10 protein-coding genes and 3 tRNA genes are annotated in these 14,241 nt (G+C 29.3%); 12 read left to right on the forward strand and 1 reads right to left on the reverse strand.

Annotation, left to right across the window (positions count from 1 at the left end; all coding sequences use genetic code 11):
- Positions 1-355 precede the first annotated feature (355 nt).
- The 5 genes from nagB (at position 356) to M9409_RS01170 (ending at position 3,127) form a co-directional block, all read left to right on the forward strand.
- On the forward strand, positions 356-1,159 hold the full coding sequence (gene nagB / locus M9409_RS01150; RefSeq protein WP_250227117.1) for a glucosamine-6-phosphate deaminase: 804 nt from the start codon (positions 356-358) through the stop codon (positions 1,157-1,159).
- A gap of 11 nt (positions 1,160-1,170) precedes the next feature.
- Complete coding sequence (gene nagA, locus M9409_RS01155; RefSeq protein WP_250227118.1) at positions 1,171-2,334, forward strand: N-acetylglucosamine-6-phosphate deacetylase; 1,164 nt, start codon at positions 1,171-1,173, stop codon at positions 2,332-2,334.
- Positions 2,335-2,783: 449 nt separating this feature from the next.
- Positions 2,784-2,857 (forward strand) — tRNA-Met (locus M9409_RS01160).
- Positions 2,858-2,879: 22 nt separating this feature from the next.
- Positions 2,880-2,961, forward strand: a tRNA-Leu gene (locus M9409_RS01165).
- Between the two features lie 94 nt (positions 2,962-3,055).
- Positions 3,056-3,127 (forward strand) — tRNA-Gln (locus M9409_RS01170).
- 298 nt (positions 3,128-3,425) lie between these two features.
- On the opposite strand, the gene M9409_RS01175 is transcribed toward M9409_RS01170, so the two are convergent.
- Positions 3,426-4,595, reverse strand: a complete 1,170-nt coding sequence (locus tag M9409_RS01175) for an FAD-dependent monooxygenase (protein ID WP_250227119.1) — start codon at positions 4,593-4,595, stop codon at positions 3,426-3,428.
- A gap of 473 nt (positions 4,596-5,068) precedes the next feature.
- Here M9409_RS01175 and M9409_RS01180 point away from each other — a divergent pair, with 473 nt between their 5' ends.
- From M9409_RS01180 to holA, 7 genes are all read left to right on the forward strand, one after another.
- A complete protein-coding gene (locus M9409_RS01180) occupies positions 5,069-6,076 on the forward strand; it encodes a PhoH family protein (protein ID WP_250227120.1) in 1,008 nt (335 codons plus the stop codon).
- 91 nt (positions 6,077-6,167) lie between these two features.
- A complete protein-coding gene (ybeY, locus tag M9409_RS01185) occupies positions 6,168-6,644 on the forward strand; it encodes an rRNA maturation RNase YbeY (protein WP_250227121.1) in 477 nt (158 codons plus the stop codon).
- Between the two features lie 34 nt (positions 6,645-6,678).
- Entirely contained in the window at positions 6,679-7,563 is an 885-nt protein-coding gene (gene corC / locus M9409_RS01190; protein ID WP_250227122.1) for a CNNM family magnesium/cobalt transport protein CorC, read from the forward strand.
- 2 nt (positions 7,564-7,565) lie between these two features.
- A complete protein-coding gene (lnt, locus tag M9409_RS01195) occupies positions 7,566-9,092 on the forward strand; it encodes an apolipoprotein N-acyltransferase (protein ID WP_250227123.1) in 1,527 nt (508 codons plus the stop codon).
- A 259-nt stretch (positions 9,093-9,351) separates the two neighbouring features.
- On the forward strand, positions 9,352-11,976 hold the full coding sequence (gene leuS, locus M9409_RS01200) for a leucine--tRNA ligase (protein WP_250227124.1): 2,625 nt from the start codon (positions 9,352-9,354) through the stop codon (positions 11,974-11,976).
- Positions 11,977-11,980: 4 nt separating this feature from the next.
- A complete protein-coding gene (gene lptE, locus M9409_RS01205) occupies positions 11,981-12,547 on the forward strand; it encodes an LPS assembly lipoprotein LptE (protein WP_250227125.1) in 567 nt (188 codons plus the stop codon).
- Between the two features lie 64 nt (positions 12,548-12,611).
- Complete coding sequence (gene holA / locus M9409_RS01210; protein ID WP_250227126.1) at positions 12,612-13,640, forward strand: DNA polymerase III subunit delta; 1,029 nt, start codon at positions 12,612-12,614, stop codon at positions 13,638-13,640.
- Positions 13,641-14,241 lie beyond the last annotated feature (601 nt).

The following is a 14,241-nucleotide window of genomic DNA, read 5'->3' on the forward strand; positions in this document are numbered from 1 at the left end:
AAGTAGGAATGCTCATTTCATTAGAATAAATGAATGGAACGTTTGTATAAATAGAAATAAACACATATATTGAAGTATTAAAATAATCGAGGAATCATCGCGTGTTGGTCATATTATTACTCAATAATTATTGGTATATTGATATTGAATCAGCTACGCAGTGAGATATGTTAATTTTCATGGTTTTTTATTATTTTCAGTATTGCATCAATAAAATTCTGATCTTTATACTTACAAGATATCACATCATATTTACTACTAATGCAGATGCGTAGAATTTGTAGTATTTGTATTAGTTTTAACAATAAAATATAGGATGATTTCATTATCAACCCAATTAAATAAGGATTCTTACATGAGAGTTGTATTTTTAGGTACCTCTGATCACGTTGCTCAATGGGTTGCGCATTATGTTGTTAATCGTATTAATGCTTTTCATCCTACCTTCGACAATCCGTTTGTATTAGGTTTACCAACAGGAAGAACTCCAATAAAGACTTACGAGAATATTATAACAATGTATCGATCTAATCAAGTAAGTTTTAAATATGTAGTGATATTTACTATGGATGAATATCTTGGTTTATCTTGTACAGATTCAAACAGTTATTATACGTTTATACATACAAATTTTATTAATTATATTGATATCCCTAAAAAAAATGTATACGTTTTAAATGGAAATACTAACAATATTGAGGATGAATGCAAACGATATGAAGAAAAAATAAAATTATATGGAGGTATGCATTTGCTGATAGGAGGAGTTGGTAGTGATGGGCATCTTGCTTTTAATGAGCCTGGTTCTTCTTTAGCGTCACGTACTAGACTTAAAAACTTGAGTAAAGAAACTCGTATATCAAATGCTAAGTTTTTCAAAAATAATATTGATTCTGTTCCTAAATTTGCATTAACTATTGGAATTGCTACATTAATGGAATCACGAGAAATAATAATAATAGCAACTGGAGCAGATAAAGCGATAGCAGTACAAGCGGCAATTGAAGGTAGCGTTAATCATATGTGGACTATCAGTTGTTTACAATTGCATCCTAAATCGGTATTAGTATGCGATGAATCATCAACCGAGGAATTAAAAATAAAAACAGTCAAGTATTTTCAAGAATTAGAAATAAATAATCAGACGATCATAATATAGTTTATTAAAATATGTATGCTTTAATTAATAGTACAATATACACTGGTAAAAAAATTCTTGACAATCATGCGCTTATTGTTTCTGATAATTTTATTAAAGCTATTTGTTTGAAGAGCGAGTTACCTAAACACATGGAGGTACATGATTTATCAGGGTTTTTGTTGACACCTGGATTTATAGATTTACAAGTTAATGGGTGTGGCGGTGTGCAATTCAATGATCATATCAATGCAATATCAATGTGTACACTCAAAACAATGCAAATAACTAACCAATTTTCGGGTTGTACTAGTTTTCTTCCAACGTTAATTACTAGTAATGATGTTTTGATGCAACGAGCTGTTAATGTCATGCGTACTTTTTTATCTCAAAACAACAACCAGGCTTTAGGATTACATTTGGAAGGTCCATTTTTGAACTCTACAAAAAAAGGGATACATAACTCAACATTGATTCGTGTGCCAACAGAAGAGATGATAAATTATTTGTGTGAGAATAGTGATGTTATCAGAAAGATAACTCTTGCTCCTGAACAATTATTGGACATGACATGTATTAAAAAGTTACAAAAATCAGGTATTTGTATTGCAATTGGACATTCTAATGCTACCTATACACAAACCCGATTTAGTTTTTCATATGGTGTTAGTTTTGGGACTCATTTGTTTAATGCTATGCCTCCGTTAACTGCTCGTGAACCTGGTGTTATCGGAGCTATTTTTGATGCACCAGAAATATATTGCAGTGTTATAGCAGATGGTTTGCATGTTCATTGGGCTAACATTAGATATGCTAAAAAAATTAAAGGAGATCATTTAATTTTAGTAACTGATGCTACTAGTCCTGCGGGATTGAATAAGGGGAAATCTTGTTTTCTTTTTTCTAACAAAACTATATATCATAGTAATAATAGATGTGTGGATAGTAAAGGCGTACTCAGTGGATCAACTTTAACAATGATTCAAGCAATTAAAAATAGCGTTGAATACGCTGGAATACCATTAGATGAAGCTGTGCGTATGGCTACTTTATATCCAGCTAAAGTTATTGGAATGGATCATTGTTTAGGTAGCTTAGAAATAAATAAGATTGCTAATTTAACTGTTTTTAATACAGACTATCAAATAAAAAAAACTATTGTTAATGGGAAAATAGTGAATACATCATTGTTATAAATTTACTTACATATGGACATATATGTTTTAATAAATGCTATTCATGATGGAATGTTTGTTGTATTGATTAAATTTTTGGTGTTAGATTAGCAATTTTTAAATTGTAATCACTGTAAGTTATACGTTATTGTATAATACACAAATAACATTGAGTTATTATGTGAAATAATTTTCATAGTAAGTGTTTATTTAAACGATGACTTTTATTTTTTTTGCTTTGAATCAATGACATTGTCATTTTTTATATGAGCGTGATTGTCAGGTAAATCACATAATTTTATAATTTTTATAATAAAATGATAAGTTTACATAATAATTAAAAATATACCTATATATGTATATAAAAAGAAAGTTGACGGATATTTTATAGTTGTTGCATAATAATGATATTATGAGTTTGTGTTTTGGTTGGTAATTGGGTTATCGATGAAAAAATATGCAGAGATATTGGCTACGTAGCTCAGTGGGTCAGAGCGCAGCACTCATAATGCTGAGGTCACAGGTTCAAGTCCCGTCGTAGCTATTTATATATCAGATCAGTACAAGCGGGAGTGGCGAAATAGGTAGACGCGTCAGAATTAGGATCTGATACTGAGAAGTATGCGAGTTCAAGTCTCGTCTCCCGTATTTGTTTATTTGAATAAGCATAAAAAATATGCATATATAATATAAATCAAATATCAGTATGCAAAACATAAGGTAGATATGTTAAATGGATGATTGGGGCATAGCCAAACGGTAAGGCAACGGGTTTTGATCCCGTCATTCCCAGGTTCGAATCCTGGTGCCCCAGTGGGGTTGGATTATGTTAATCGTTATGCTTCTTAATAAACAATATAATACATTCGAAATGTTTTGTTGTATTTTTACAGTTCAAATCATTTATTGTTTGAATAGATTATTCAATATGAATATTCAAAATATACTTAAGCAAACAGTATTGTACACATACATGTGTATATGGAAAAAATATAAATATAAATTTTAATTTAAATAATTAAATTTTTAATAATTCAATGAGAATCTTTATAGTAGTATACAGCTATAAAGATTCACTATAGTATGATGCTAGTGTAAAATTAGTGCATATACTATATGCCTACAGCATATTTCAATATTTGTTTTTTTAGATATAAAGAACGTTCAATTGTCATAAATGCAAGATTTCTGGCTATTTTTAGTGGTAAATAATTATTATGAAAAATAATATATAACCAATCTATGAATGATTGCATGAGGAAAGAATCGTATTTACGACTATTTTGATAGGATGTTAATACTTCTGCAATACTTGAATATTCGTCAAACACACGTGAATCAATTAATAATTGTGATAAACTCATGACATCACGAAGTCCTAAATTTATTGCTTGTCCTGCTAAAGGGTGTAAAGAATGCGCAGCATCTCCAACTAATGCTCCTCCTGGAGTTATGTAGTTGTGTGCACACTGACGAATCAATGGAACTACAGTCATGTTGTGTAACCTAATGCGACCTAGTTGTTTTCGAAAATTATTTTCGATTTCTTTTTCTAATATTGATATAGGCAATTGTTGTAATTTATGAATACGCTCGGGAGTGTTGTACCACATTAATGATCCCCAATGATTATATAAAGGTAAGAACCCTATAGGACCATAAGGAGTAAATATTTGCCAAATTGTTCCCTTTTTGTGTTTGTCTGTTTTAATGCTGAGTAACATACAAAGTTGACGATATTTCCAACCAATTACTCCAATTCCTAATATTTTTCGAATTTGAGAATAAATTCCGTCAGCTCCTATTAATAAACGACTCACAACTATAATACCATTATCAAGAATAGATTTCCAACAAAACCCGTCATAATGTGTAGATAATAATATGGATGGGCAATACAATGTTATTGTTTTGAAGTTCATGAAGCTTCTCCAAAGTGCTGATTGTAAACGGTTATTTTCAACGATACATCCCATTGTAGATATTCCTACAGACATGGAATGAAAAATTACTTTTGATGATGGGCATTCCCACGCTTCTAGGCAGTGGTATGGTGTACAAAAATTAGAAGGAATTTTTTTCCATATATTAATTTGTTGCAAGAATTTTATTGAAGCGTGATTAATGGCAGCAACTCGAATATTCGGGTTTTTTTTTATTGGAACAGGATGTTTATGATCTACTATAATTACTTTGATACCGTATTTAGAAAGACGCAATGCTAATGATGCACCTATGATACCAGCTCCGAATATCAAGACATCACAGAATAGTTTATTCATAATATTTTATGATCTAATACAAAGGTTCATCTGTATATATGCGTATTTTAATGTGATATTTAAATTTTATGTAATAAAATATCAACCTACTCAGGATAACAGATATATATAACATATAGTCATTTTAAATTAAATAAATATTTTTAAATCTGCAGATTTAATTACAATCATATGTCCTTGACTTATGATTGTAATTGTTTTACCCTCAAATATATATGTATTATATATATTACATTAATATATTGGTTATTTTATTAAGTTATTGATTTTTAATGTTTTGGGGCATGTTTATTTCCATTTTTTGAAATTTAAAAGTTGCATTTAAAAGTGAAAATATTAAGAAGTTTTTATCGTTATAAATGGTAGATTTTTTGTTTCTAAAAATAATGTTCCCCAATGTTATCTTTAACATCTTGATGTAATCTAAATATTATTATCAATTGTTTTTATTCCAATTAATTTAGGAGTAATGTTTGAATTTAAAAACTAAAGAAATCAGGTTACAACCAGCAAATAATAAACGTTTGATAAGTCTATGTGGGCCTTTTGATGATAATTTGAAGCAATTAGAACATCAATTAAATATTACTATCAATCGGCGTGATAATTTTTTTAGATTAATAGGAACATCAGTATCAGTTGATACTGCTACTAATGTTTTGGTGTCTTTATATTCGGATACAGAAACCAAATGCGGTATGATTCATGACATAGATCCGAAGCAAGTATATTTGACTATTAAACAAATCCAGGTATTACAAACTCAATATAAATACACTAAATCAATTAGTAATAATCGGATACACATCGCAACAAAATATGGAATCATAAAGCCTCGTACAAAAAACCAAACACAATATATTTATAATATTTTTAATCATGATATCACTTTTGGAATAGGACCTGCAGGAACGGGGAAAACATATTTGGCTATTGCTGCTGCAGTAGATTTATTAGAACGTAAAATAAATAAACATATTATTTTAACTCGCCCTGCTATTGAAGCTGGAGAGAAATTAGGTTTTTTGCCGGGTGATCTTAATCAAAAATCTGATCCTTATGTACGCCCATTATATGATGCTTTATTTAATATACTTGGACATGAAAGAGTAGAGCAATTGATACAAAAAAATATAATAGAAGTAGCTCCATTAGCTTATATGCGTGGACGTACATTAAACGATTCTGTCATTATTCTTGATGAAAGTCAGAATACGACTATTACTCAAATGAAGATGTTTTTAACCCGTATTGGATTTCATTCTACAGTAATTATTACAGGAGATATTACCCAAATTGATTTACCCCCTAATCAGTCATCAGGTCTAACACATGCCATTAAAGTTTTGACCATGATTAAAGATATTAGTTTTAATTTTTTTACTAAAGACGATTCGGTACGTCATGCAATAGTAAGTCGCATAATAGATGCCTACGAAGCATGGGATAACAAGAAGAATTTTGAATATATATCAACATAATAAGATACATACAAGAATGATTATGAATTAAATTATAAATAAAATAAATAGTAGTGATAAGAATTATTATAATAATAAAGGATTATAATAGATGGAAAATAATAAAGTGATTATCGATTTGCAGTTGGCATGTAAAAATTTACATAGATTACCTGATAGGAAAATGTTGCAATCGTGGGCATCTGTTATATTTTCTGTACATAAAAAGAAAATAGAATTAACTGTACGTATAGTGGATATAAAAGAGATGCGTTATTTAAATTGGTATTATTTAAAAAAAAATTATCCCACTAATGTTTTATCCTTTCCTTTTACGCCGCCGTTGGGAATTGAGTCATCACTAATTGGAGATATAGTACTTTGCCGCCAAGTTATAGAATATGAATCTAAAAAAAGAAATATACCTGATGATAGATCACATTGGGCGCATATGATAATTCATGGATCATTACATTTATTAGGGTATGATCATATTGTTGATGAAGAAGCTATATTAATGCAACGATTAGAAAAAAGTATACTTCAACAATGTGGATATCGAACGTGTTGTTATGTCGCGCATAGATAATTAAATTTTTTATAAGATATAAGCAAATAATATTATGAATAATAGTAATTTAGAGGAGAACGTTAATTCTATTCGTAAAAAAAGTTTTTTCACTTTTATATTACATCATCTCTTTCATAGTAGCCCTAAAAATCGCAATGATTTATTAAACTTAATACGTGATTTTGAACAAAATTCTTTGATAAATTCAGATACTCGAGATATGTTAGAAGGAGTTATGGATATTGTTGATCAAAAAGTTAGAGATGTTATGGTGCCTAGGGCGCAAATTATTTTTTTAAAAAATACTCAGTCTTGGGATGAACAACTCAATATTATCATAGAATCTGCTCACTCTAGATTCCCAGTTTTATATGGTAATCAGGATAAAATTAAAGGTGTGTTGATTGCTAAAGATTTATTACCATTTATATTAAAAAAATCACAATCATGTAGTATTGATAAAATTGTACGTCCAGCGATGGTAGTGCCAGAGCATAAAGGAGTAGATAGGATGTTACAAGAATTTCGTTTACAACGTTGTCATATGGCTATTGTAATAGATGAATTTGGAGGAATGTCTGGGTTAATTACTATCGAAGATATATTAGAATTAATTGTTGGTGAGATTGAAGATGAATACGATAACAAAGATAGTTTTAATATTTGCCAAGTAAATCAACATACTTTTATTATTAACGCATTAACCCCTGTTACAGATTTTAATAAGATGTTTAACACCTGTTTTCATAATGAAGAAATAGATACTATTGGGGGGTTTATCATGCAATCTTTTGGGCATTTACCTTCAAATGGAGAATCTATTAATATTTTAGGTTATAAGTTTAAAGTTACTCTCACAGATAGTCATCGTATTGTGCAATTGCTTGTACAAATCCCCAAAAACTCATCATATATACCTAAAGAAGATAATTTGTAGACATGATTGTTGTTGTTACTACATATTATAAATATAAACAATATCTTTGGTCTTTCATTGTGTTGTTATTCGGAGCATTTGGTATTTTGGGTTTTTCTCCATATAATTTTTGGCCAGCTAGTATCATTTCTTTAACTGTTTTATTAAAAATAATTTTAGATTCTACGTGGAGACGAGCTGCATGGTATACTTTTTTTTGGGGTGTTGGATTCTTTGGTAGCGGATTAAAATGGATCTATATCAGTATAGACCAGTTTAGTAATATGTATAGTTGTATCAATATTTTATTAATTATTTTGTTGGTGTTATATCTGATATTATTTCCTATATTATTTTCTGTTTTATTGTCGTTGATGCAATCATACGCAACGATATGGCATACGGTAAGTGCTGCTCCTGTGATATGGTCAATTGTTGAATATATTAGGGGATATGTGTTTACCGGATTTCCATGGTTGCAATTTGGATATACTCAAATTGATGGACCTCTCAAAGGTATTGCCCCTATTTTTGGTGTGGAAGGTATTACATTTATTCTTATTTTAATCAGTGGATTATTAGCTGTTTCTATCAAAAGAGCGCAATTATCATCGACTATCGTATCTTTGGCAATATTATTATTGTCATGGCCCTTAACACGAATACAATGGTATCATTTACAACCACAACGTGCTGTTCATGTTTCTTTGATACAAGGCAATATTGATCAACGTATAAAATGGAATTCGAATTATGTAGAAAAAATACTGAAGACATATATAGGCCATACCTTACCTTTACTTGGAAAAACGAAAATAATTATTTGGCCAGAATCAGCTATTCCAGGAAATGAAATTGAGCATAATATAGTTTTGACATTATTAGATCATAAACTTAGACAATCCCAAACGAATTTAATTACTGGGATTATTGGAATACGTTATTCCAAAAACTATTATCATTATTATAATAGCGTTATAGTATTAGGAGAATCTGAATCCTACAAATACCCAAATTGTAATCGGTATGATAAACATCATTTAGTATTATGTTCCGAGAGATTTCCATTTCAAAGGTTTTTTAAACCACTGCTAAATTTTTTTAATATACCTGTACCTTTCATGCAAAAAGGTTGTTATTTTCAACCCCCATTGAGTGTGTCGTGTATAAAGATGACTACTGTTATTTGTTATGAAATAATTTTTGGTAAACAAATACGTGATAATTTTAAATCTGATACTGATTTTTTATTGACTGTTGCAAATAACGCATGGTTTGGTAATTCTATTGGACCATGGCAATATTTCCAAATGGCTCGTATGCGTGCTTTAGAGCTGGGAAGGCCTTTATTATGTAGCACAAATAATGGAATTACTGCGATTGTCAATGCAGATGGCTCTCTGCAAGCACAACTTCCTCAGTTTATTTCCGGTGTGCTTAGCGATCAGGTTATTCCCACCACAGGTTGGACACCATATGCAAAATTTGGATCTTGGTTTTTTTTGGGAATTGTTATATATATTTTTTTAATTTTTAAAAAATATTATTAAAAATTCAAAATGCTTAATGTCGAATTACATAGAGATCTTAAATAATTATATGTTGTATTTTTATTAAGTATGAAATGAATATTTTTATAAAATATCAATAAAATTGGACTAAATATTATTAATGATGTATATATTGTATGTGATCGTTATTTTTTTATTGGATAAAAACAATTTTCATTCAGTAAGTATTAATATTTCTAATTAGTTTGGAAATTATTAATTAAATTAACAAATTTTTTTATTGATTGTGATATTTATTATGCGTAAATCGTATTCTCCAAGCGATATTGAAAGTGTTGTGCAAAAACATTGGTATAAAAATAAGACTTTTTCAGTAATAGAAGACAGTAATAAAGAAAAATATTATTGCTTATCTATGATTCCTTATCCATCGGGAAACTTACATATGGGACATGTACGTAATTACACAATTGGCGATGTAATCTCTCGATATCAACGGATGCTTGGAAAAAATGTATTACAACCTATAGGTTGGGATGCTTTTGGATTGCCTGCAGAACATGCTGCAATTATAAATAATACAGATCCATCGAATTGGACATATTCTAATATTAGTTATATGAAAAGTCAGTTGCAATCATTAGGTTTTGCGTATGATTGGGGTAGAGAACTTATAACTTGTCATCCAGAATATTATCGATGGGAGCAGTGGTTTTTTACTGTATTATATAAAAAAGGTCTAGCATATAAAAAAACTGCATCAGTAAACTGGTGTTCATATCATAAAACGGTTTTGGCTAATGAGCAAGTTATTAATAATTGCTGTTGGCGTTGTCATACTCGTATAAAATATAAAAGAATTTCGCAATGGTTTATAAGAATTACTAGTTATGCGGAGCAATTGTTACATGGATTAGATCAATTAATACATTGGCCTGAACAAGTAAAAGTTATGCAACGAAATTGGATTGGACGTTCAGAGGGTGTAAATGTCACTTTTAAAATTGAAAATTCTAAAGATATATTGATAATATATTTGACCCGATTAGATATTTTTATGGGCATTACTTATTTGGTTATATCTATAGATCATCCAATAACATTAGAGGCTGCAAAAATTGATTTAAATGTAGCGGATTTTATTCAAAAAAATAATGATTGTGCTAAATTAAACACAAAACATATTTTTTATTGTGAAAAAAAAGGAGTGCCTACTAATGTTTACGCGATACATCCTATTACTAATAGTAAATTGCCAATTTGGGTTACTAATTTTGTAATACCTGTGGAACATGATGGAGTAGGAGCAGCTATATCGGTTCCAGCTCATAATCAACAAGATTGGGAATTTGCTCGTAAATATAATTTACCGATAAAACCTGTTATAAAAAATCTAAGTGCAATTGAACCAAGAGTTATAATTCAAACGCAAGCAATGATTTGTGATGGGATATTATTTGATTCTGGTGAATTTGATGGATTAAGTTCCTGTATTGCGTCTAACGTGATTGCCAAATGGTTAATTGAGCGTGGTGTAGCTCAGCATGCCGTTAATTATCGCTTAAAAGATTGGAGTGTTTCGCGTCAACGTTATTGGGGGGTTCCGATCCCTATGGTAACATTATCGAGTGGGGTTGTGAAACCAGTATTGTTTCATAGATTACCAGTAATTCTTCCAAAAAGTATATCAACTATACAAAACAATAACGATGATGAATATAGATATATTAATAATTCTTTAAAAATGTATTCTAACTGGATTCAAACTACTTATGAGGGGCAACCAGCTATTCGGGATACTGATACTTTTGATACTTTTATGGAATCGTCTTGGTATTACGCTCGTTATACTTGTCCTCATGATAATGAAGCGATGTTAAATACGCATGCTGCTAATTATTGGTTACCAGTTGATCAATATATAGGTGGAATTGAGCATGCTGTTATGCATTTGTTGTATTTTCGATTTTATCACAAATTAATGCGTGATGAAGGATTAGTATATTCTGATGAACCTGCAATACGTTTATTGTGTCAGGGCATGGTATTAGCAGATTCTTTTTATTATTTGTCCCCTGATGGTCGGCATATATGGGTAGACCCAACTAATGTTAAAATAAAACGTGACGGAACAGGACACGTTATAAAGGCTACTGATAAACACGGACGTGATTTGATTTATGATGGAATGTGCAAAATGTCGAAATCAAAAAATAATGGTATTGATCCAAGTATAATTATTAAAAAATATGGAGCAGATGCAGTGCGTTTTTTTATAATGTTTGCCGCTCCAATTGAAGCAAAGTTGGAATGGCAAGAATCTGGAATAGAAGGTGCACGGCGTTTTCTTAGACGTGTTTGGAACTTAGTATATTGTCACATTCAATATGGACCTGTAGATACATTGCGTGTTGTAATGCTGAATCATGTACAAAAATTTATTCGATATAATGTGCATAAAACTATAGAAAAAGTAACTGACGATATTGATCGTAGACAAGCATTTAACACCGCTTTATCGGCTATTATGAAATTAGTAAATACATTACACAATGTTTCTCAAGCAACTATGCAGGATAGAGCGGTGTTACAAGAGGCGTTATTAGTAATAGTGAGATTGTTATATCCATTTACCCCACATATTAGTTTTGTTTTATGGAAAGCTTTAGGAGGTTCTGAAGATATTGATAATGCAACATGGCCTATTGTAGATACAGAAGCGATACAAAATAAAAGCACTCTTATTCTCGTTCAAATTAATGGAAAGATGCGACATAAGATTTTTGTACCGTTGAATAGCGATAAGAATGTAGTTTATCAATTGTTAGAAATGGAGGGAATTTTAAACAAATATCTTATTGGAAAAAAAATAAACAATATAATTTACATTCCAAATAGAGTGATCAACATTATTGCAAAATAGTAATATGTCAGGTGTTGTTTATATAAAAAAAATTATCTGTTTAATAATTGCAAGTGTTGTAGCTGTAATTATATTCACAAGTTGTAATTATCGGTTGTATACAGATAGTACTGGAGAAAAATTACAAAAAAATGTTATAAGATCTATAATATTGTGCAGTTACGATCCATTTGGTCCGATAACTCGGGCTATAATAACTGAGTTGAATACAAATCGTATTGATGTTTTTGGTGATTTAAATGATTTAAATGATAACGTGTGTATACAAGAGGCACAAATTCCTCGTTTAAACATTATCAATGCTTCAGAAAAACGCATAACCACTTCTGTATTTCAGAACGGAAAAGAAGCTGAGTATCGTTTAACATTGCATATAGAAACTAATTTGTTCATTCCAAACAGTAATTATTATCCTATCAATGTTAATGCATATCGTTCATTGATAAGAAATCCTGAAAAAGTTTTGTTTAATGACATGCAAGAACATGATATGCGTAAAGAAATATATCGAGATGCGGCTCAACAGTTAATATATCAATTATTTTTACGATTTGAAGATTTTTATAATTAGGATGTATATGAAATTGTTGTTAAAATATTTAACATAAATTTTTTATTTCACCATTGTATATATTATGATTTGGATATATCCAGAACAATTGTTGATAGAATTAAAAAAAAAATTGAGATCTGTTTATGTGCTATGCGGAAACGATTCTTATTTTTTGAGAGATAGTTATCTGAATATTGTTCAGTCAGCTAGAATGCTAAATTTCAATGAATCTGTTAATGTAGAATTGGATATGTATTTCGATTGGGAGAGCATATTTAATTTATTCAGAGTATCAAGTTTATTTGAAAAACGTAGAATATTTTTACTGAAATTCCCTCAAAACTATCCTGTTACTTTTTTAAAAAAAAATGTACCTTTATTATCCTCGTTTCTTCATGATGATTTAGTATTAATTTTACATGTTCATGAGTCAAATCAAATTAATAAAAATAATATTTGGTTACAATGTTTTAGAAAAATAGGAATGTTTGTTGATTGCAACACTCCATCATATACCCGTTTGATGATGTGGGTGGAAAACAAAGCTAAAAATATGAAACTTGTTATAGAAGATTTAGCTTGTCAATTATTATGTTATTATTATGAAAGTAATTTAACATTATTAAATCAAACGTTGCATAATCTGTTTTTAATCTATCCTGATGGAAATTTAAATTTTATTCGTGTAAAAAAAATAGCGACTGATTCAGCATTGTTTAATATGCACCATTGGATAGAATCGATTTTAATAGGCAAAAAACAACGTTCTGATCGTATCTTAAAACAATTGGAACACGTAGGTGTCGATTTAGAACTACTATTATTCAAAATTAAATCTGAGATACTAATGTTAACTAACATCAAGTATAGTATGCTCCAAGGAGAATCGTTATTTAATTTATTAAAAAAATATAAAATATACAAAAAGTATCACGGTACGTTATTATCGAGAGCAGTTAATCGATTAAGTTTATACCAATTACATCAGGCGATAGAATTATTAGTACAAATAGAATTAACATACAAAAAGAATTATATGGATTTATCCCGATCAAGTTTTGAATTATTATCACTCATACTATGTTGCGACAAACAAGTTGTTCTGACATAGTAAGATAATTCTAAAGTATATTAGCTATATTTATAATAGAACTTTTTATAAGTTTCATTTATTAGATGAGATTGTAATAATTTTTTATTTTAAAAATAAATACTTATATAATATACACATTATATGTTATTAAAGTAATTTCCGATAAAAATTTTAATAGTTTTGCTAGATTAAAGTAAAATGTTGAAAAATAGTTTTCAATTTTTTACTAACATATAGTTATATATAGTACTGTATGTATTATTATAGATAATACCTAAAAATTTAAAAAATTTATACTTCTTATCAAGAAGATAAACAATTCTTATATATTCGATACGAGAATATCTGGTGATAATTGAATGTTTAACTGAGCAATATATGTATGTAGAACTATATAAGAACGATAAAACATAACAACAAACTAGCGTTTGCTATATTTATTATGTAAAATTTAGAAGTTGAAATCATTTTTTGTTAGAATTAGTGATGTATTGTAATACTTGTATTTATCTTAAAAATTAAAAAATTGATAAGATAGTTATTGTTTCAATGTATCAAATACCATACATTAATTGTATACTAAGATAGTGTAAAAATTATAAGCAATACATATTTGGAC

This window comes from Blochmannia endosymbiont of Camponotus sp. C-046 (assembly GCF_023585865.1).
Classification (GTDB): Bacteria; Pseudomonadota; Gammaproteobacteria; order Enterobacterales; family Enterobacteriaceae; genus Blochmanniella.